The 19,312-nt window shown below is 51.9% G+C and carries 18 protein-coding genes; 9 read left to right on the top strand and 9 right to left on the bottom strand.

Annotated features, from left to right (window positions below):
* Positions 1 to 32 precede the first annotated feature (32 nt).
* From J7I43_RS13220 to J7I43_RS13205, 4 genes are read left to right on the top strand one after another with little or no spacing between them, the layout of a single operon-like run.
* Positions 33 to 476: an IPExxxVDY family protein gene (locus tag J7I43_RS13220; protein ID WP_209146154.1), complete on the top strand. Its 444-nt coding sequence runs from the start codon at positions 33 to 35 to the stop codon at positions 474 to 476.
* Between the two features lie 39 nt (positions 477 to 515).
* The gene (locus tag J7I43_RS13215) at positions 516 to 755 is read left to right on the top strand and encodes a 4a-hydroxytetrahydrobiopterin dehydratase (protein WP_209146153.1); all 240 of its coding nucleotides are present in this window, start codon (positions 516 to 518) and stop codon (positions 753 to 755) included.
* Positions 756 to 768: 13 nt separating this feature from the next.
* Positions 769 to 2,844, top strand: a complete 2,076-nt coding sequence (locus J7I43_RS13210; protein ID WP_209146152.1) for a histidine kinase — start codon at positions 769 to 771, stop codon at positions 2,842 to 2,844.
* 29 nt (positions 2,845 to 2,873) lie between these two features.
* Entirely contained in the window at positions 2,874 to 3,623 is a 750-nt protein-coding gene (locus J7I43_RS13205; RefSeq protein ID WP_209146151.1) for a LytR/AlgR family response regulator transcription factor, read from the top strand.
* Here J7I43_RS13205 and chrA read toward each other — a convergent pair.
* Positions 3,620 to 4,813, bottom strand: coding sequence for a chromate efflux transporter (gene chrA / locus J7I43_RS13200; protein ID WP_378108712.1), 1,194 nt, complete (start codon positions 4,811 to 4,813; stop codon positions 3,620 to 3,622). The two genes, J7I43_RS13205 and chrA, sit on opposite strands and share 4 nt — an antisense overlap.
* Positions 4,814 to 5,011: 198 nt before the next feature.
* Between chrA and J7I43_RS13195 the strand changes: the two genes are divergently transcribed.
* Positions 5,012 to 6,058: an alpha/beta hydrolase gene (locus tag J7I43_RS13195; RefSeq protein ID WP_209146149.1), complete on the top strand. Its 1,047-nt coding sequence runs from the start codon at positions 5,012 to 5,014 to the stop codon at positions 6,056 to 6,058.
* On the opposite strand, the gene J7I43_RS13190 is transcribed toward J7I43_RS13195, so the two are convergent.
* The 4 genes from J7I43_RS13190 to asnS all read right to left on the bottom strand — a co-directional run bounded on the left by J7I43_RS13190 (position 6,059) and on the right by asnS (position 9,549).
* A complete protein-coding gene (locus J7I43_RS13190; protein WP_209146148.1) occupies positions 6,059 to 6,310 on the bottom strand; it encodes a hypothetical protein in 252 nt (83 codons plus the stop codon). It lies immediately after the preceding gene.
* A 71-nt stretch (positions 6,311 to 6,381) separates the two neighbouring features.
* Positions 6,382 to 7,338, bottom strand: a complete 957-nt coding sequence (locus J7I43_RS13185; protein WP_209146147.1) for an isopenicillin N synthase family dioxygenase — start codon at positions 7,336 to 7,338, stop codon at positions 6,382 to 6,384.
* A gap of 54 nt (positions 7,339 to 7,392) precedes the next feature.
* The gene (locus J7I43_RS13180; RefSeq protein WP_209146146.1) at positions 7,393 to 7,923 is read right to left on the bottom strand and encodes an ExbD/TolR family protein; all 531 of its coding nucleotides are present in this window, start codon (positions 7,921 to 7,923) and stop codon (positions 7,393 to 7,395) included.
* Between the two features lie 189 nt (positions 7,924 to 8,112).
* Positions 8,113 to 9,549, bottom strand: a complete 1,437-nt coding sequence (gene asnS, locus J7I43_RS13175) for an asparagine--tRNA ligase (RefSeq protein WP_209146145.1) — start codon at positions 9,547 to 9,549, stop codon at positions 8,113 to 8,115.
* Positions 9,550 to 9,924: 375 nt separating this feature from the next.
* Here asnS and rho point away from each other — a divergent pair, with 375 nt between their 5' ends.
* Entirely contained in the window at positions 9,925 to 11,616 is a 1,692-nt protein-coding gene (rho, locus tag J7I43_RS13170) for a transcription termination factor Rho (RefSeq protein WP_262898733.1), read from the top strand.
* 645 nt (positions 11,617 to 12,261) lie between these two features.
* Here the strand turns inward: rho and J7I43_RS13165 are convergent.
* The 4 genes from J7I43_RS13165 to J7I43_RS13150 form a co-directional block, all read right to left on the bottom strand.
* The gene (locus J7I43_RS13165) at positions 12,262 to 12,873 is read right to left on the bottom strand and encodes an outer membrane beta-barrel protein (protein WP_209146143.1); all 612 of its coding nucleotides are present in this window, start codon (positions 12,871 to 12,873) and stop codon (positions 12,262 to 12,264) included.
* A 213-nt stretch (positions 12,874 to 13,086) separates the two neighbouring features.
* Positions 13,087 to 13,695 carry a TetR/AcrR family transcriptional regulator gene (locus J7I43_RS13160; protein ID WP_209146142.1) on the bottom strand — a complete coding sequence of 203 codons (609 nt, stop codon included), beginning with the start codon at positions 13,693 to 13,695 and terminating at the stop codon, positions 13,087 to 13,089.
* Positions 13,696 to 14,106: 411 nt separating this feature from the next.
* Positions 14,107 to 15,081 carry a deoxyhypusine synthase family protein gene (locus J7I43_RS13155; RefSeq protein WP_209146141.1) on the bottom strand — a complete coding sequence of 325 codons (975 nt, stop codon included), beginning with the start codon at positions 15,079 to 15,081 and terminating at the stop codon, positions 14,107 to 14,109.
* Positions 15,082 to 15,209: 128 nt separating this feature from the next.
* A complete protein-coding gene (locus J7I43_RS13150) occupies positions 15,210 to 15,668 on the bottom strand; it encodes a PepSY-like domain-containing protein (protein WP_209146140.1) in 459 nt (152 codons plus the stop codon).
* A 428-nt stretch (positions 15,669 to 16,096) separates the two neighbouring features.
* On the opposite strand from J7I43_RS13150, the gene J7I43_RS13145 reads away from it, so the two are divergent.
* From J7I43_RS13145 to J7I43_RS13135, 3 genes are all read left to right on the top strand, one after another.
* On the top strand, positions 16,097 to 16,690 hold the full coding sequence (locus tag J7I43_RS13145; protein WP_209146139.1) for an acyl carrier protein phosphodiesterase: 594 nt from the start codon (positions 16,097 to 16,099) through the stop codon (positions 16,688 to 16,690).
* 36 nt (positions 16,691 to 16,726) lie between these two features.
* Complete coding sequence (locus J7I43_RS13140) at positions 16,727 to 18,214, top strand: sulfatase family protein (RefSeq protein ID WP_209146138.1); 1,488 nt, start codon at positions 16,727 to 16,729, stop codon at positions 18,212 to 18,214.
* 100 nt (positions 18,215 to 18,314) lie between these two features.
* A complete protein-coding gene (locus J7I43_RS13135) occupies positions 18,315 to 18,929 on the top strand; it encodes a DUF2911 domain-containing protein (RefSeq protein ID WP_209146137.1) in 615 nt (204 codons plus the stop codon).
* Positions 18,930 to 19,312: the final 383 nt, after the last annotated feature.

Raw genomic sequence — 19,312 nt, 5'->3', positions numbered from 1 at the left:
ACATCATTACAGGTTCCCGTTTACTTTAAAATATGTCAGTACTCAAACTCAAGCTGGATCAGGAGCAATTGGTGGAAGACTTTTTCGAGGATACGTGGCTGGCCGGGATCATTTCCCAGGCCCGCGATTACCAGGTGTGCTGGCAGATCAACAAACAACTGGGGTTGGATCTCAGGGTGAACAATTCCCTGGAGATCAATCTCACCAAAAACCGGCGTTCCTACTACTTTACCGTGTTTGAATACCAGGAGCTGACCAAATCGGCGGCCCATTATTTTTATAACAATCACTGTAAAGCGGAGTTTTTACTGCCGGAATTAAAACACGTGGACTATATCTGGCTGATCAAAGGGAATTATTACCAGGCAGCGGACGTAAAATTGCTGACAGAACAATGCAGGAAGGTGGAAACCGTGCAGCTGGTGACCCTGCTGGATATGAAAGACATTAAAAACAAGATCAACCTGATCTTCTGAACGCCTTGTTTACACGTTATGGCCTAAAAATTCAATCATATGTGGCAGGAAACAGATCAACATCTTTACCGCGCGTTTACTTTCAAAGATTTTCGCGAAGCATTTGCATTTATGACCAAAGTGGCGCTGACGGCGGAAAAGATGGACCATCACCCCACCTGGAGCAATACCTGGAACAAGGTGGAGATCTGGCTGAATACGCACAGCGCAGGAAATACCGTGACAGACAAAGACCGTGCGCTGGCGAGAGCGATCGACGAAACGTATGCATCATCCTAATACCACCGTTTAAGTGAACCGGCTTTTAATTCTCGGCCTGTTGTTTTGTTGCTCCATTTACCCCGTATCCAGAGCGGCCGCACAGGACACACTTTCCCTTGATTTCTCCCGTCCCGTTAATGGGGCGGACGTGCGTTCCCATACCTGGGCCTTCGAAGACCACGAAGGGAAAGTAACCGCCGCCGAAGTGCCCCGTCTCGTTTTCAGGCCAGACAGCGCCCTGTTCCACTCCCGTAAAAAACCGCTCAACCACGTCAATAATCTATGGCTCCGGCTGCGGCTCCGCAATTCCGGGCCGGTGGATTCGCTGCTGTACCTTTTTACCGGCTGGCACGACGACCTGGCATTTTATGCCGCCAACGCCGCCGGCCAGCCCGAACTGATGATGCATACCGGGCTGATGGTAGACCGCGGCAACGTGGAACGATGGAATCATTACACCTTTCCCCTGCATGTGCGCGCCGGCGAAACCCGCACCTTTTACGTGCACGTGCGCAACAGTTTCTACCGCGAAAACGAATTTCTCCCCGTACTGTACGACCCGATCCATTACGCGGAGTTCCGCCACGCGCAAACCGACCAGTATAAAGGCGAAGTGCTCGTGATACAAATGCTCGTCGGCATGCTGCTGGTATTGCTCAGCATTACCATCATCAATTACACCCAGCTGCCGGACCGTTCGTCGCTGTACTTCGCGGCTTACCTGCTCGGGCTGATCCTCTTTTTTACGTTACGGCTGGAATTGAAACCTTTCCAGCTGTCGTTCTTCCATTTCTGCCCGCTGTTCAAATTTTACTGGGACATACCCGCTTTGCTGTTCTGCTTTTATTTCATGTACATGCTGTTCGGCAACATGTTCCTCAACCTGCGCGAGCGTTACCCGCTCATGGAAAAAATATACCGTTACGGCGCGGTGCTCACCGGCATTCTGATCGTTTGCTGCATTGCGCTCATTGCTACGGGCAATTTCCGCGCGCCCGCAATGATCTATACCTGGACGTACTTTTTTACGCTGATCCCATTCGGCATCTCGTTTATCGCGCTGGCGCGGAGAACGCGGCATCACCCGCTGATCCGTTTTTACCTTTTCGGCTCCATCAGCCTCTACCTGCTTACCATCTGGGCGTTCCTCAATAATACCGAGCCGGTGCCGTTCACCCCGCTGCCGGAACTGGTAGGCCCCTACAACGTGCTGGTGCTGGGCGTGCTGCTGCAGGCGCTGTTTTTCGCCGCAGGGCTCAGCTACCGCAACAAACTCGTGCACCAGGAAAAAACGAAGACGCAGGAAATGCTGATCAAACAGCTCAACAAAAACAAGGAATTGCAACGCAAGCTCAACGAGCAGCTGGAAGAACTGGTGAAAGAACAGACCACCGAGATCCTGCGCAAAAAGATGGAACTGGAAGAACAGCGCAAGCTGCAGCTGGAGATCGAATACAGTAAAAAACTGGCGGAGATAGAACTGAAGGCCATCCGCGCGCAGATCAACCCCCACTTCATTTTCAACTGCCTCAACTCCATCCAGCTGTTCGTAATGCAGCGCGATTACGAGCATGCGCAAAAATATTTGTCGGATTTTTCATTCCTCATCCGCAAAACGCTCGATTTTTCGCGCCGCAACTTTATCACGCTGGCCGACGAAATAACTTACTTAAATACTTATCTTGGCCTTGAGAAGATGCGTTTTGAGCAAAAAATGAGCTACGAGATCGTTACAGACCCCTCCATCGCCACCGCCGAGCTGGAAGTGCCTGCCATGCTGCTGCAGCCTTACGTCGAGAACGCGGTGAAACATGGCATGAATAATGAAGATCACGCTTCGGGCCTGCTGATGATCCGCTTCAACCTGCTGGCGGGGGATATGCTGGAATGTATGATCGAAGACAACGGCATCGGCATCGAACGGTCGCGCGCATTGCGCACGCTGCCGGGGCATCACCAGAGCCAGGGCATGGAGATCAGCCTGAACCGGGCCGAACTGCTCAACAAAATGTATAACACGGGAATCCAGATAGAGATCATCGATAAATCAAAAAAACAGGCCAACGACAGCGGTACCGTTATCCGGGTACTTATACCCCAACTCTAGCTGAATTGTGCCAATAATCAAATTATGTTATGATCCGCGCAGTAATTATAGACGACGAACGGAACAGCAGGGACATCATTTCCCTGATGCTGAACAAATATTGCCCCGAGATTGAAGCCGTAGCATCTGCCGCCAATTGCAAAGAAGGCATCGAGCAGATCCGTAAACACAAACCCCAGCTGGTGTTCCTCGACCTTGAAATGCCCGACGGCACCGGGTTCGACGTGCTCGCCGGCGCATACGACGCTTCGTTCGAAGCCATATTCGTGACCGCCTTCGAAAAACGTTTCCTTCACACCATCCGCCTCAGCGAAGTGGAACTGATCCTCAAACCGATCGACAAGGAAAGCCTGCTGCAGGCCGTGAACGCGGTAACGGCGCGCATTCTGCGCCCCCGCCGCCACGAACGGTACGACGTGCTGCTCAGCAACTTCGGCAAACCAGCCGGCGAAATGCGCCAGCTGGTGCTGCCTGCCGCGGAAGGAGACGAAGCGGTGGTGAGCGTGGAAGACATCTGTTACCTCGAAGGCCTTACCGAAAAAACCATTTTTTATCTCGCGGACGGCACGGCTCTTCACAGCCCGCGCCCTTTCCGGTATTACACCGAACTGTTCGCCGCCATGCGTTTTTTCCAGGTGAACAATCACCAGATGGTGCAGGTGCCGCATATCCAGAAAATAGACCAGGACGAGCACCGCCTTTGGCTCCGGAATAAAACCATGCTTGAAGTAACGGAAAGAAGGAAAAAGGAACTGGCCGCGATCTGGAAACAGAGCTAAAGCAGCCAGCCCGCCAGCAGGCAGGCGATCACGATAAAGGGAGACGGAAGTTTTGAGAAATACAGCAGCGCCAGCGTGCTGAGCATGATCGCCCAGTTGTACCAGGTGCCGACGATAGAGGTGAACAGGATAAACGTAGCCGCCCACATAATGCCCACCACCACTGCATTGATGCCTTCCAGCGCACGGTAAATGATCACATGTTTTTTAAGATTGTTCCAGATCGGGAAAAAGAACAATACCAGCAGCATGCTCGGTAAAAAGATCGCGATGGGCGCCAGCAGGCAGCCCAGGAACTGGTAACCCGGCCCGAGGTTGCGCATCACCATGCCGCCCACGTAAGCAGACACGGAAAAGGTCGGCCCCGGCATGGCCCGCATGATGCCCGCGCCGGTAAGCAATTCTTCCGCGGACATGAACATGGATTTGGAACGCTGCACATACTGCTCGAGCATCATCGCAATGAGAATGTCTCCCCCGCCAAACACCAGGCTGCCGAAACGGTAAAAGTTCTCGAAAAGGTTAAACGGCCTGCGGGTGATCCAGTTATTGGTACGCGCGAGCTCGGAGAAAAAACCCGCGAGGATGAAGATCAATGCGAACAGCCAGAGGTTGTTCCACTGGATCTTTTTCTTCGGCTCGTTGAGGTCGGGGATACGTTTGTCGCTGAAATTGGAAACGATGCCCCCGAGGATGATGAGCGCAGGGAAAAGCCAGGGCGATTTGATGAACACGGCCGCCAGCAGCGCCACAACCATAATGGCCATGGTAGCCAGGCTGTGGATGCTCACCTGGTAAGCGCGCAACCCGCCGAACGCCAGGAAGCCGACCGCCATGGGCTGTACGTATTTGAAAATATCCACGTGCAGCGCCCGCTTGTCCATAAACTGCAGCAAAAAGCTCAGCGAGCCCATCAGCAGGCAGGCGGGCGTGATCCAGATGGCCAGCGTGGCTACCGCGAGGGGAATGCCCCCTCTTTTATAACCAATGAGGGTAAGTGTTTGTGAAGAAGAAGCGCCGGGCAGCAGCTGGCAGAAAGCGTTGTATTCCATCAGTTCTTTTTCCGTCAGGTCGCGGCGTTGCTGCACGAAAGTTTTCATCATCATCGCCAGGTGGCCCTGCGGCCCCCCGAATGCGGTGACGCTATGCAAAAAAACTGCCTTCAGGAATGAGATGTGACGTAAAAACACGGTATAAGTTTCGGCTGCCAGTTCTGAAAATACACAAAAAAATCCATCCCCGGCTGCGCGAAGGTACTGATTACCGGGAACATACAGGAGGAAACCGGCGGTTTATGCCCGGCCGGGCATAAAAGTTGCAACGGTTTTTTATAGCAGAACAAATGCCTTCGTTTAGGCGTTTAAGAAAAGACAGGTCAATTGTAGTTTATGAAACGGTATCTTTTAGCGATCCTTCTCATCGCCAATGTCGCAGCGGCACGGGCGCAGGCCCCACTTTACAACAGCAATGAATCCTGGGCGAGATTTTCCCTGCAGCCCGAAGACCTGGAGCCGGTCACCTACAGCGATACCTGCCTCGTATTTGTTTCCAACCGATACATCCACCCGCAGAGCCTGCGTTTCGTGGATGAATTTCTCGACACCACTTCCCTCAAATATTTTTTCCTCGAAAAAATAGACGGCAAATGGAACGTATACAAGGAAAATACGCTGCGGGAAGCCATGGAGCACCTTCCGCAGAAAAAAGACATCGTGGTGTACGCGGAAGGCATGGGCAAGATCTTCACCGCCAACGTGGAACGTGCGCAGCTGATGAGCAGCCAGTACAACGTGAACGTGATCATGTTCGATTATGCCAGTACCAACACCACGTACAAACCTTCCAAAAACTTCCGTTTCGCGCGCAACAACGCCGCGCTTTCGGCCGGTCAATACCTGTTGCTGCTGCAGGAACTGAAAGACGCCAAACAACGGCAGGAAGCATGGATCAGCGGGGCAAAACTCACTACTTTTTACCACAGTATGGGTAATATTATCCTCGAACAGATGGTGCGCCATCATAACATCAATGGCATTAACGAAACGCCCTTCATAGACAACCTGGTGATCAACGCGGCCTGCGTTTCTTCCAAAAGGCACGCGGAATGGGTGGAACGGATCGGTTTCGCCAAACAGGTTTACGTGCATTTCAACCGCCGCGACCTTCAGCTGAAAGGCGCGCACCTGCTCACGCTCCGCAAACAGCTTGGCGAAAAGATCAACAAAAAAAGACGCGCGGAAAATGCCGTCTACATAAACTTTCGCGGCATGGCGGGCTGGCAGCACAGTTATTTTATGAACTTCCCGTACAACGAGTTCAAGCTCACGCCGGCCATGGTGGCTTATTTCTCCCGTCTTTTCAACGGGCAGGGCATTTCGTCCAACGAAGCGACGACGCTGCTGGCCACACAAAAAACCGTGGATACAAGAATGTGACTAACGCCCTTTTTGTTTTTCCTTTTCTTCCTCTTCCACCGGCGCGGTCATTGCCTTTGCAAGATCGGGCGTTTCCCCGAACTTGACGGGAGGCAGCGCGGGCAGGCCGTTCTCTCCTGCTTCATCATGCTGGCCGGATTTTCCGCCTGCAATGTTTCTCATGTCGGTAACAGACAGTTCAGTCAGAATGGTTGGTAACATGCCCGCAAAATAAGGATGGCGGCCTTCCCGGCAATCGTTCAGTTTGTTCATTCCTGTTTTTCCCGCCGCACGATTGTTCATTCCGCATAAAAAAAGCCGGGAACATCGCCCCGGCTTACAGTTTATTTTTTTAATCCTATTTCTCTCAACCGCTCGTCGAGATATTCCCCGGCGGTAATGGGCGCGAACTCCGCGGGGCGCTGCGCGTCCACGCAGCCTTCCAGGCAGGTAAGGTCCATGTTCGATTTGGGGTGAAGGAAAAACGGGATGGAATAACGCGAAGTGTTCCACATTTCGCGCGGCGGGTTCACCACGCGGTGCGTCGTGGATTTCAGGCGGTTGTTGGTAAGTCTTTGCAGCATATCGCCCACGTTCACCACGATCTGTTCGGGCAGTGAAGTAACGGGCACCCATTCGCCTTTTTTGTCGAGTATCTGCAAACCGTCTGCAGACGCGCCAACCAGCAGGGTAATGAGATTGATGTCTTCATGCTGCTCCGCCCTGATGGCCGATTTCGGCTCCTGCGTAATGGGCGGGTAATGGATGGCGCGGAGAATGGAATTACCGTTATGGATCTTGTCGTCGAAATAATGCTCGTCCAGCCCGAGATAGATCGCAATGGCCTGCAGCAGCGCTTTGCCGGACTTTTCAAACGCACGGTACGCCTTAAAAAAAGTAGGCGTGAACTCGGGCAGTTCTTTCACCTGCACATTATCCGGGTATTCGGCTTTCACGGGATCGTTGTCTTCCACGCTTTGCCCGAACTGGAAAAACTCTTTCAGATCGGGCGCGTCGAACCCTTTGGCGTGTTCCTTCCCGAAGGATGTATACCCCCGCTGGCCGGCCAGTTCAGGGATCTCGTACCGGTGTTTTACATCGGAAGGCTGCGCGAAAAACGACTGCACGTATTTGTAGAGGTCGGCGATCAGGTCGGCGGGGATGCCGTGATTTCTCACAGCTACAAAACCCACGTCTTCGTAAGCCTTGCCGAGTTGCTGAACAAACGCTGCCTTGCGGGCGGGGTCTCCTGAAGTGAAGTCTGCCAGGTCAACGGAGGGAATGGAATTAACGGTTGCCATATCAGTATTGTTTTGGAATACTAAGTTAAGGCAAATTCACCGCAGCCCGCGCGCTTATTCGGCCAACATTTTTACCTCTTCGGCAGTAATGTCCACCACGGCGTAACGCGCCACCCGGTTGATCTTCATCTCGTCCAGCGCGTCTACCATATTGCGGTAGCTGCCGCCTTCCGCCACTTTGATCATCACCACCAGCTCATCCGCATCTCCATATGTTTTCGCCACGCGTCGCTGTTTGTCGCGTATCACGTTGCCAATGCCGTTTTCGACGGAGAAGTCGCTGCGGCCCAATACGGGGAACTGCCCGTCGCGCACCGTCAGGCCTTCGTACCAGGCCACACGGTTGTCTTTATCCACCAGCAGCGTCAGCGATTTGCTGTCTGCAACTGCCGTAGCCGGGCCATCGGCGGGCATTACAAGCGGCAGCGCTTTGGGTTTGGACATGGTGGTGGTGAGCATAAAAAAGGTGATGAGCAGGAAACCGAGGTCTACCATCGGCGTCATGTCTACACGGGTGGATAATTTTTTGCTGCGCCTGCCGCCTTTCCGGCGGCCGTTTTCGGGGGAAGTATTTATTTCGGCCATGGTGAAGGGTTTAAGGTAAAGGATGATCTACCGGCGGCGGGCGCGAAAACCCGCTGCCGGTAAATTAACACACACTGTATTGTTTTGCTCAATACCCTTTAGATGCGGCGCGGGAAAGTTTCCATAAACGAATGCAATAAAAAAGGGCCGGCGTAAAAGCCGGCCCTGTATATCCGTAAAAGTGATAAATTAAAATTCTGCGTTCTTCGGCGTGCGCGGGAAAGGGATCACGTCGCGGATGTTGGTCATGCCGGTAACGAACAGCACGAGGCGCTCGAAGCCAAGCCCGAACCCCGCGTGGGGCGCGGTGCCGAAGCGGCGTGTATCGAGGTACCAGTAAAGCTCTTCCACGGGTATTTTCAGCTCGTTCATTCTTCTCACCAGTTTGTCGTAGTTCTCTTCGCGCTGGCTGCCGCCCACGATCTCGCCGATGCCGGGGAACAGGATGTCCATGGCGCGAACGGTTTTGCCATCGTCGTTCTGTTTCATGTAGAACGATTTGATGGCGGCCGGGTAATCGGTGAGGATCACGGGTTTCTGGAAATGTTTTTCCACCAGGTAACGCTCGTGCTCGCTTTGCAGGTCGGTGCCCCATTCGTCTACCGGGAACTGGAACTTCTTGTTTTTATTGGGTTTGCTGTTCTTCAATATCTCGATCGCTTCGGTGTAGGTGATGCGGGTGAACTCGTTGTTCAGCACGAACTCCAGCTTTTCGATCAGGCCCATGGGGCTGCGTTCCGCCTGCGGTTTCTGTTTTTCCTCTTCGGCAAGGCGCTGCGCGAGGAAGTCGAGGTCTTCACGGTTGTTGTCAAGCGTGTAACGGATCACGTATTTGATGAACTCTTCGGCCAGGTCCATATTGTCTTTCAGCTCATAGAACGCCATTTCCGGCTCGATCATCCAGAACTCCGCGAGGTGGCGCGCGGTGTTGGAGTTTTCGGCGCGGAAGGTGGGGCCGAAGGTGTAGATATCGCCGAAGGCCATGGCGCCCAGCTCGCCTTCCAGCTGGCCGGACACGGTGAGGTTGGTGGCGCGGCCGAAGAAGTCCTCTTTATAGTCGATGTCGCCGTTTTCGTTGAGCGGCGGGTTTTTCGGGTCCAGCGTGCTCACGCGGAACATTTCGCCGGCCCCTTCCGCGTCGGACGCGGTGATGATGGGCGTGTGCAGGTATACGAAACCTTTGTCGTTGAAAAACTTGTGCACGGCGAAAGCCAGCGCGTGGCGGAGGCGGAACACGGCGCCGAAGGTGTTGGTCCGGAAGCGCAGATGCGCGATCTCCCGCATGAATTCCAGGCTTTGTTTTTTAGGCTGGATGGGAAACACTTCCGCGTCGCAATCGCCGAGGATCTCCAGGGTGGCGGTTTTGAGCTCCACTTTCTGGCCGGCGCCAAGGGAAGGAACGATCTGGCCGGTCACGGAAATGGCCGCCCCGCGGGTAATGCGGCGAAAAACGGCGGGATCGGTATCGGCTTCGTTCACCACTACCTGGAGGTTATTATTGGTAGAGCCATCGTTCAACGCTATAAACTGGTTATTCCGGAAGGTGCGGACCCATCCTTTCACCGTTACTTCATAGTTTACGCTGTCGCTAAGCAAAATCTGCTTGATCTTTACTCTTTGGCTCATGATAAATGACATTTTTTTATTGAGCAGCAAAAATAGATAAACCGGCGCATATTTGGCCGGGAATTTGCGCTGGGAGAGGTATGAGGAAATGGCTGGAAAGGGGTACAGGCTTGACAAATTTCCGTTATACGTTAGGCCGGGCAGGTCAATATTTTTTTGGAGAATAGCAAAACTTGTTTTAATCTTGTACTTACAATCTGTCTGATAAGTTCCTTTTTTGCCATCTTCATCAGCAGTCCTTAACTCAAATCGATCCCTATCAATTTAACGATCAAAGTTTTATTATTGACTCAAAACAATTATTTGTTAATTGGTGACATTGGTATGCAGTGGTACCCACCTTTCGACACTTCTAAAATTTGACAAACGCAGATGATGTACGACATCTTACAACTGAACGACATGCTCGTTCCTGAACTGCTTGACATTGCAGAAAAGCTGGACATTCCAAACTCGAAAAAACTGGACAAGCAAGCACTAATTTATAAAATACTCGATAAACAAGCGGTCATAGCGTCGGAGGATCAGCAGGGAAACGGAGACGAAAAGAAAGCACGAAAACGAAAGCCCGTCTCGAAAAAAGAAGAAGCCGCCCAAGCCCCAGCCGCACCTGAAGAACCTACCTCCGCTGAAGACAAACCCGCCGCAAAAAGAGGACGCAAACCCGCCGCCGCCGCAAAAGTTTCCAAACCAGAAGAAGAAGTTCAGGCCACACCGCAACCGCAACCCAAGCGTAAGCTCGATATCGATCTCGATATCCCTTCGCTGACGTTCGACGACGACGACGACATCGTGTTGCCCGCGCTTACGGAAGAGGAAGAAGAAATAGCATTGCCGGAAGCCGAAGAGGAAGAGGATGATTTTGTGACCGTGCCGGAACCGGTAGCACAGCCCAAAGCCCAGCAGGGCGGGCATAAATACCCGAAAAAAGAACCCGTGTTCAATATAGAGTTCGACGGTGTAATATTGAGCGAAGGCGTACTGGAAATGATGCCCGACGGCTACGGTTTCCTGCGCAGCTCCGATTACAACTACCTCAGCTCTCCCGACGATATTTACGTTTCCCCTTCGCAGATCAAACTGTTCGGCCTCAAAACCGGCGACACCGTGCGCGGTTCTGTTCGCCCGCCGAAAGAAGGCGAGAAATATTTCGCATTGCTGAAAGTGGAAAGCATCAACGGTAAATCTCCCGAAGAAGTACGCGACCGCGTGCCTTTCGATTACCTCACACCGCTGTTCCCTTTCGAAAAGCTCACGCTTACCACTACGTCCAACAACTACTCCACCCGTATCATGGACATGTTCACGCCGATCGGTAAAGGTCAGCGCGGCCTCATCGTTGCGCAACCGAAAGTGGGTAAAACCATGCTGCTGAAAGAAGTAGCCAACGCCATCGCCACCAATCACCCCGAGATCTATCTCATGGTCGTATTGATCGATGAACGCCCCGAGGAGGTGACCGATATGGAACGTTCCGTGAAAGCGGAAGTGATCGCTTCCACCTTCGACGAGCCCGCGGAAAAACACGTGAAAGTATCCGCCATCGCTTTGCAGAAAGCAAAACGCCTGGTAGAATGCGGTCACGACGTAGTGATCCTGCTCGATTCCATTACCCGCCTCGCACGTGCGCACAACACCGTGGCGCCTGCATCCGGCAAGGTATTGAGCGGCGGCGTGGAAGCCAACGCCATGCAGAAACCCAAACAGTTCTTCGGCGCGGCGCGCAAGATCGAGAACGGCGGTTCGCTGACCATTCTCGCCACCGCGCTGATAGACACCGGTTCCAAGATGGACGAGGTGATCTTCGAGGAATTTAAAGGTACGGGCAACATGGAACTGGCGCTGGACCGCAGGCTGGCCAACCGCCGCATTTTCCCCGCCATCGACGTTACCGCGTCATCTACCCGCCGCGACGACCTGCTGCTCGAAAAAGAAATGCTGCAACGCATTTACATCCTGCGCAATCACCTGGCGGACATGAACACGGAAGAAACGATGAACTTCATGCTGCAGCACATGCGCGGCACCCGCAACAACGAAGAGTTCCTGGTCACGATGAACAGGTAAACATATTGAGATGTACATGTAGAAAAAAGAAAAGGCTCCGGTTAATTCCGGGGCCTTTTTCGATTAGATAAAAGGAAAGCCCCGCGATGGCGGGGCTTTCCTTTCTTTTTAAGTGTTAAGTGTTATCTGTGAGGGTATGCTATGGTAATATCCGTTAACTGCTGTACGTCCTGCGTTTCCATCGGGCCATGGGGCGGGCCTGGCGGCGTAGGCGGTTTCGGAGGCCGCGCTCCCGGGGGATGCGGCGGGGCCGGCGGGCGTGGCACCGCGCAACTTACCGTAAATATCATCATGGCTGCTACCGCGCTTTTTATGATCCATCCCTTTTTCATATCACTCGTTTTTAAATATGATTTAATGTCGTTTTTTCTGCTGCCCCGGCGCAAAAGGTTTGGCGGATTTTGTGCCGTATATTTTTTTTGCCTGGCCCGGCGGAATCCTGTGCCCGTTCGCATCGTGATAAACTGTGCAACTGCCGAAAAGCAATACTGCCGCCAATGCGAAAAGAAGGTGTACACGGTTGTTTTTCATAGTTTGATTATTTCTTTCCATAACCTTTACCAAAACTCTGCCAAACTCCCCGGAAAAAGTTAAGGGCATTGTCTTTCAAAGACAATGCCCTTATAAAAAACGCTAATATTTAGACTAGAACAGGAAAGAAACGCCTACGCGGAACTTCTTGGTAAAGTCGAAATTGAACGAACTGTTGGTAGTTTCAACGTTGTTGATCTCGTTGGTGCTTTTTACATTGCTGTAGTTGATGCCACCGAAAACGCCTTCCAGTACGAAACGTTTGTTTACAAAATAGCTGATACCCGGAACGATGTTCGCATCGATGCTGTTAACGGATGCAGTTTTGGTATCGTTGGCCTTAACCGTGCCAAAGCCGTAAGCAACGTTCGCTTCGCCGAACAGCGCTACTTTTTCGCCCAGCATGTGGTAGTTACGAACGAAAATGCCCGGAGCGATAACGGTAGATTTTAATTCGGTGTTAGGTTCAACGGTTTTGTCTTTACTATTGGTAAAGTCCGTACCTACAAAAACACCTACCATCCATTTGTCGCTCAGTGCGTAGCCTGCTTTGGGGCTGATGTTGAACGTAGTGCTGGTGGTTTTGCCATCAGTGCCGTCCACTTTTTCTGAACTGGTAGCGATACCTACGTTACCGCCAACCAGCACATCGCCTTTTTTTACCTGTGCATTAGCGAATTGGATTCCGAAAAGGCCCAGAGCGGCCACAATGATCATCTTTTTCATCTGTCGTACAATTTTTAGGTTTATTATGTCAATAATTGATGAGCCGAAATTTGTGTGTAAAAAGGGCATATGATTCCCGTTACGGTCAATTTTTCATTTTTTGACGTATGTTTTTCAGGTGCCTTAATATGTCAATAACTGGTGAGCTACAACTTTACAATGTTGCGTTGGCGCGCAACCCGGGGAAAATAAAAGCTGGGCTTTGTCGATGGTTTACCGTAATCCCTGGAAGAAGATGGTCAGTACCATCCGTTCCCGGTTCATAAATTCTTTAATATTGTCTGTTTGCTGAAGTTCGAAACCCGCGGCCTGCCACTTGCACCAGATCACCCACAAACCAAACAACACATGCGTTAACAGGTCGGCCGTTTTTTCAGGATCATGTTTCTCCGCGATCTCGCCAAGGGCTTTCCCCTTGCGGATAAACTGCGATAAAAACCTGATCTCCGACTGATGTACCAGTTCCCCCACCTGCCGGTTAAGACTGCTGGGTTTGTCCGTCACCCACTCGTGAATGCCGAACAGGAAATGGTAGTCGAGTAATATTCTTTCCTTTACGGACAGGTAACGGTCCATCACTTCCTGCACGGAGGCGGCCTGTTCGAGGCTGCTGCTGATGTCCGTAAAACACTGCGATACGATCTTTTCCACTACTGCCACATAGATCCTATCTTTGTCAGGGAAATAATAATATAAAGAGCCTTTTGATATCTCCAGGTCTTTCGCAATTTCTTCCATGGTCGTTTTTGCCAGGCCAAAACGTTTGAAACGTTTCAGCGCTGCCTCCAGTATCATTTCCCTTTTCTGATCCTGTTCAGCCATTTATGAAATACAAAATCCCTGTTTGACTTTTTGACTTTGCGGGTCAAATGTACGAGTAATTTCGATTCAGCAAAAAGAATTTCTTCTCCGGACGCAAAGAACTTTAACAATTTAAATACGTAATTCAATTGTGGTGCAAACATAAAGAAATATTTAATATTCACAATATGTAACTGCGTAAAGATTTGTTAAAACAGCAGCAATAAGGAAAAGCGGGGAATCGGAAAGGAAATTTTGAGGTTGATAAGAAGATTTAAGTGGTTGGCGAAGACGGAATTAACCAAACTGGATAAGATCATTTCAGGCCGCCTGCCATGCGGAAATATTTTTGCCGGGCAAAGACTTCAAAACATAAAAAAGGCCGCAAAAATGCGGCCTTTTCCGTATTAAAATGAATGTTCTGCAGGTTTATTACCAGCCCAGCAGGTACGCAAAGATCAGCGGCGCAACGATCGTGGCGTCTGATTCTATCACGAATTTGGGTGTATGGATGTCCAGCTTGCCCCAGGTGATCTTTTCGTTGGGCACGGCGCCGGAATAAGAACCGTAAGAAGTGGTGGAATCGGAGATCTGGCAAAAATAGCTCCAGAACGGAACGTCCGTCCACTCCAGGTCCTGGTACATCATCGGCACCACGCAAATGGGGAAGTCGCCCGCGATGCCGCCACCGATCTGGAAAAAGCCCACGCCTTTGCCGGATGAGTTTTTGCGGTACCAGTCGCTCAGTTCCACCATATATTCGATGCCGCTTTTCATGGTAGTGGCTTTCAGTTCGCCCTTGATCACGTAGGAAGCGAAGATGTTGCCCATGGTGCTGTCTTCCCAGCCCGGCACCACGATAGGAATGTTCCTTTCGGCGGCCGCGATCATCCAGCTGTTTTTCGGGTCGATCTCGTAATTTTCTTTCATGGCGCCGCTGAGCAGCAGTTTATACATGTATTCGTGCGGGAAATAACGTTCGCCTTTTGCTTCGGCCTCTTTCCAGATCTTCACGATATGCTGCTGAATGCGGCGGAACGCTTCTTCTTCGGGGATGCAGGTGTCTGTAACACGGTTAAAGCCGCCTTCCAGCAGTTCCCATTCGTCCTGCGGGCTGAGGTCGCGGTAATGCGGCACGCGTTTGTAATGGGTATGGGCCACGAGGTTCATGATATCTTCTTCCAGGTTGGCGCCGGTGCAGGAGATAATGTCCACCTTGCCGGCACGGATCATTTCTGCGAAGGAAATACCCAGCTCCGCGGTGCTCATGGCCCCGGCGAGGGTCACCATCATTTTGCCGCCTTCCAGCAGATGTGTTTCATATCCTTTGGCCGCATCTACCAGTGCCGCCGCGTTGAAGTGGCGGTAATGATGCTGGATGAATTGAGAAATCGGTCCTTTGTTCATATCAGTACAATATTTTGCTTGTGTACAAGCCGCAAAGGTACAATAAACGGGCTGTTTACCACAAATAAAAAAACCGTTCCGTGGGAAACGGAACGGTTATACTGACTAAAACTAAAACTAAAACTCGGTTATGCTTTTTCTAATTTTTTCATCCTGGTAAGATTGCCGTTGGATTCGGCTTTCAGGATGGTCCAGTGCGTGTCGCTTTCCAGCGTGATCACGTACGTGGTGGAACCCTGTGAATCGTATTCCACGATGCTGTGGATCTTCTGGTCGGGATACTTTTTCATCATCCTCGTAATTACGTTCAGCGGCAGTTCCGTGTCGGTAATGTAACGGGAAGTGGCAAGCAGGTTCCCTTCCTTGTCGAAATGCGCCGTCACTTTGGATGATTTCATGGTAAATTTAGCGACGTATTTGTCTGCCGTGTGATACCAGGAAACATCGGCCGCGCCGACAAATTCCTTGTTAAAAGATTCCATCACTTTTTTGTTGTCGATGGTGGCCCCGTCGAACGGATCGAAGGCGAAGGCCGCGCTGCTGGTAAGTACAGCTGCGAAGGTCAAAATGGCGATAAGTTTTTTCATGGCGGAAAAATTTTATCCTGATTTTTAAATGATGATTACTAAATAAAGAACTTTGTTTGTTGTTAACGATGTAAAATTACATCCGCGCATTACGTGCGGCAAGCGGATTAGTATGATTGGTTTACAAACATTAAGCGAATGTTATGGATGTTATGACGCATATATAATTTCATTTTTCAACACCCTCTATAACCCTTGCCAGTAAAGGAGTTGAGCGGAAAAGGCAAATGTTGCACGCCGGGAGGTTAAGACTTTGTTAAAGTGAAAGTACGGTGACGGCCGGTAGACGCGGCCCGCGTGTTTGCAAAAGCGGACAATCCGTTCCGCAAACGGACAGCCTTGGCGGATTATAACTATCTTCGGCATACGCAAAGCCGTATTTACCCAGCCTTTGCCGCTTATTGACCATCAACGCCGCTCAACAGCACATGAATTACCTGGCGCACGCATATCTATCTTTTCATGATCCGGCCATTACCACCGGGCAGATGATCGCGGACTTCGTGAAAGGCAAACAGATCTATACGTTCCCGGAAGACGTCCGCCGCGGCATCCACCTTCACCGCGCCCTGGACGAATACACCGACCATCACCCCGCCACCCTCGAAGCCAAGGCTATTTTCCGCCCCACCTGCGGGCTTTATGGCGGCGTGTTTATGGACATCGTGTACGATCATTACCTCGCCAACGACGAAAAACATTTCACATCCTCCGCTTCTTTGATCCAGTTTGCCGAAGACACTTACCGGCTGCTGCAGGGGCGCCATGACGAGCTGCCGCCGCTTTTTCAGCAGGTATTTTATTATATGCGCACGCATAACTGGCTGTATGGTTACCGGTTCAAAGACGGCGTGCTGAAGAGTTTCACAGGCATGGTGCGCCGCTCCAAATACTTCCCCCATCCGGTGGACGTGCCTTTCGGCGTGTTCGAAAACCACTACGCCGCGCTGCAACATTGTTATGATAGTTTCTTCCCGGATGCTGTTGCTTTTATGCGAAATGAAGGCCTGAAGGGCCTTTGAGCTTGAATTTCCCGGGCGCGTTCTTTATATTGAAACATGAAAACGCTCGTCTTTCTTACTTTCACGTTATTGAGCGCCACCGGCGCTTCCGCGCAAAAAAATTCCACGCGCCCGAACATCATTTATATCCTGGCAGACGATATGGGCATCGGAGACGCCCGCTGCTACAATCCTTCCGGCAAAATAGCCACGCCCAACACCGATAAAATGGCCGCCAGAGGCATGCGTTTCACCGACGCGCATTCCGGCTCCGCCGTATGCACGCCCACGCGTTACGGCATTCTTACCGGCCGTTATTCCTGGCGCAGCCGGCTGCAAAGCGGCGTGCTGAACGGTTATTCGCCCCCGCTGATCGATTCCGCGCGGCTCACCGTTCCGCAATTGCTGAAAAATAACGGCTACTCCACGGGCATCATCGGCAAATGGCACCTGGGCATGACCTGGGCCATGAACGGCAAAACGCCCGATTTCACGCAGCCATTGCGGCATACGCCGCTCAGCAACGGCTTCGATTATTATTTCGGCATCAGCGCTTCGCTGGACATGCCGCCGTATGTGTTCATCGAAAACGATCAACTCACCGAAATGCCGACAGACACCGTGGTGGCCAAACAATATCCCAACACGCGCCCCGGCCCGAAAGGCCCCGGTTTTGTTTTTGAGCACGCCTTGCAAACGATGGCAAACAAAACGCAGGCATATATTCAAGACCACAAACAACACCCTTTTTTCCTGTACCTGGCGCTGCCTTCACCGCATACGCCGCTGGCGGCGGGCGCCGCTTTTAAAGGCAAAAGCGGGATCTGCAATTACGCGGATTACGTGATGGAAACGGACTGGCTGCTGGGGCAGGTGATGACGTACCTCGAGCAGGAAGGCCTGGTGGATAATACTTTACTGATCTTCACCAGCGACAACGGGTATGCGCCCTACGCGGAGTACGACAAGCTGAAAGCCGCCGGGCACGACCCGTCCGCCGGTTTCCGGGGCAACAAGGCCGACCTTTACGAGGGCGGTCACCGCATTCCTTTTCTCGTGCAATGGCCGGGGAAAGTGAAGCCGGGCACGGTGAATGCAGCCACTGTTTGCCTCACCGACCTGATGGCCACCTGCGCCGCGATCGTTGGCAAGCCGCTTCCGCCGGACGCGGGGCCGGACAGCTTCAGCCTGCTGCCTTTGCTGCAGGGGCGCAACAAACAATACAAACGCACTTCTACCATACATCACAGCATTTCAGGGCATTTCGCCATCCGGCAGGGCGACTGGAAACTGTTGCTCAGCCCCGGTTCCGGCGGCTGGAGCGAGCCGCGCGATCCCGCCGCGCGCAAGCAGGGGCTGCCGGAGCGGCAATTGTTCAACCTGCGGACAGACAAGGCCGAGCGGCATAACCTCCAGGCTTCCGAACCGGCGGTGGTGGCCAGGCTTACCGCGCTGCTGCAGGAGCTGATAGATAAGGGGAGAAGCACGCCGGGGCCTGTGCAATCGAATGATGTGGCGGTGGACATGCGTAAAGAGAAATCCTGATAACCGGCGGTAAGGGAATAATTACCACCGGCCATTTCCCTTTTTTCTGAATTTCTGAAAAACACGTAGGTTTGGGCAAAAATCTAAACGTCCACAGAATATGAATACGCTCAAATCATTACTGGTGATTGCGGGCCTCGCCGCCGCATCGTTAGCCAACGCCCAGGAAAAGAAAATGCCGCCGGTAGACCCCAGCCCGATGGATATGGCTTATTATCCTGTAATGTACCCGTATGTGTGCAAGGTGAAAGGTGAACCGGGAACGCTGGTGGCGCGCGCCATTTTCAGCCGCCCGCAGAAAAAAGGCCGTCCCATTTTCGGCAACCTCGTGGAATACGGCAAAGTTTGGCGCCTTGGCGCGAACGAGGCCACTGAAGTGGAATTTTACCGCCCCGTTGTGATCGGTAACAAAACGGTGCCCAAAGGCCGTTATACGCTTTACGTGATCCCCACGGAAACCAAATGGACCGTGATCATCAATAAACAAACGGATATCTGGGGCGCTTATAAATATGAATCTTCCCTCGACCTGGTACGTACAGACGTGCCCGTGACCGCCCCGGCGGACGAAATGGAGGCATTCAGCATGGTGTTCGAAAAGGCCGCTTATGGCGCCAACCTGCTGATGGGCTGGGACAAGACCATGGTAAGCCTTCCCATCCGCTGGACGGAATCGAAGACCGTGGCCGCCACCACACCGGCGAAAAAGAAATAACAGCCGGAGGCTGAAAGAGATAACGAAAAAGGCAGCGGAATTCCGCTGCCTTTTTTAAATATATGAAGTGAAAGTGTAACCATAAAAAAAAGCGGTAAGAATACCGCCTTCAGAAATTTTAACCATATCCTATGAAAAACCTACGGTAAAATTAACCCGGGAAAGGTTACGGGAAAACCCGTTTCTGGTGAATGCATGAATTTATCTCGTAAGTGCGGGGATATGGTCCGTATGATGCCCCTCACTGCGGCAAATCCGCTGAAAGGCCCGTACAAAAAGGGTTTTCGACGCGGAGAAGTACTACGTACGTGTTATCGTATAACTACGTGCGGCCGTCTCGGGGCGCTGCTAAATTCCGTACCTTTGGTACTTTCTGTAAAACG

Source organism: Chitinophaga chungangae (assembly GCF_017742215.1).
Lineage (GTDB): Bacteria > Bacteroidota > Bacteroidia > Chitinophagales > Chitinophagaceae > Chitinophaga > Chitinophaga chungangae.
This window is presented reverse-complemented; position numbering and strand designations above follow the sequence as displayed.

Bases quoted from the DNA above. Each gene is read 5' to 3' on its own strand.
- J7I43_RS13150 (WP_209146140.1), bottom strand. From the start codon at position 15,668: ATGAAAAAACTTATCGCCATTTTGACCTTCGCAGCTGTACTTACCAGC.
- J7I43_RS13195 (WP_209146149.1), top strand. From the start codon at position 5,012: ATGAAACGGTATCTTTTAGCGATCCTTCTCATCGCCAATGTCGCAGCG.
- J7I43_RS13145 (WP_209146139.1), top strand. From the start codon at position 16,097: ATGAATTACCTGGCGCACGCATATCTATCTTTTCATGATCCGGCCATT.
- J7I43_RS13220 (WP_209146154.1), top strand. From the start codon at position 33: ATGTCAGTACTCAAACTCAAGCTGGATCAGGAGCAATTGGTGGAAGAC.
- J7I43_RS13160 (WP_209146142.1), bottom strand. From the start codon at position 13,695: ATGGCTGAACAGGATCAGAAAAGGGAAATGATACTGGAGGCAGCGCTG.
- J7I43_RS13155 (WP_209146141.1), bottom strand. From the start codon at position 15,081: ATGAACAAAGGACCGATTTCTCAATTCATCCAGCATCATTACCGCCAC.
- asnS (WP_209146145.1), bottom strand. From the start codon at position 9,549: ATGAGCCAAAGAGTAAAGATCAAGCAGATTTTGCTTAGCGACAGCGTA.
- J7I43_RS13205 (WP_209146151.1), top strand. From the start codon at position 2,874: ATGATCCGCGCAGTAATTATAGACGACGAACGGAACAGCAGGGACATC.
- J7I43_RS13215 (WP_209146153.1), top strand. From the start codon at position 516: ATGTGGCAGGAAACAGATCAACATCTTTACCGCGCGTTTACTTTCAAA.
- J7I43_RS13140 (WP_209146138.1), top strand. From the start codon at position 16,727: ATGAAAACGCTCGTCTTTCTTACTTTCACGTTATTGAGCGCCACCGGC.
- J7I43_RS13185 (WP_209146147.1), bottom strand. From the start codon at position 7,338: ATGGCAACCGTTAATTCCATTCCCTCCGTTGACCTGGCAGACTTCACT.
- J7I43_RS13135 (WP_209146137.1), top strand. From the start codon at position 18,315: ATGAATACGCTCAAATCATTACTGGTGATTGCGGGCCTCGCCGCCGCA.
- rho (WP_262898733.1), top strand. From the start codon at position 9,925: ATGTACGACATCTTACAACTGAACGACATGCTCGTTCCTGAACTGCTT.
- J7I43_RS13165 (WP_209146143.1), bottom strand. From the start codon at position 12,873: ATGAAAAAGATGATCATTGTGGCCGCTCTGGGCCTTTTCGGAATCCAA.
- J7I43_RS13180 (WP_209146146.1), bottom strand. From the start codon at position 7,923: ATGGCCGAAATAAATACTTCCCCCGAAAACGGCCGCCGGAAAGGCGGC.
- J7I43_RS13190 (WP_209146148.1), bottom strand. From the start codon at position 6,310: ATGAACAAACTGAACGATTGCCGGGAAGGCCGCCATCCTTATTTTGCG.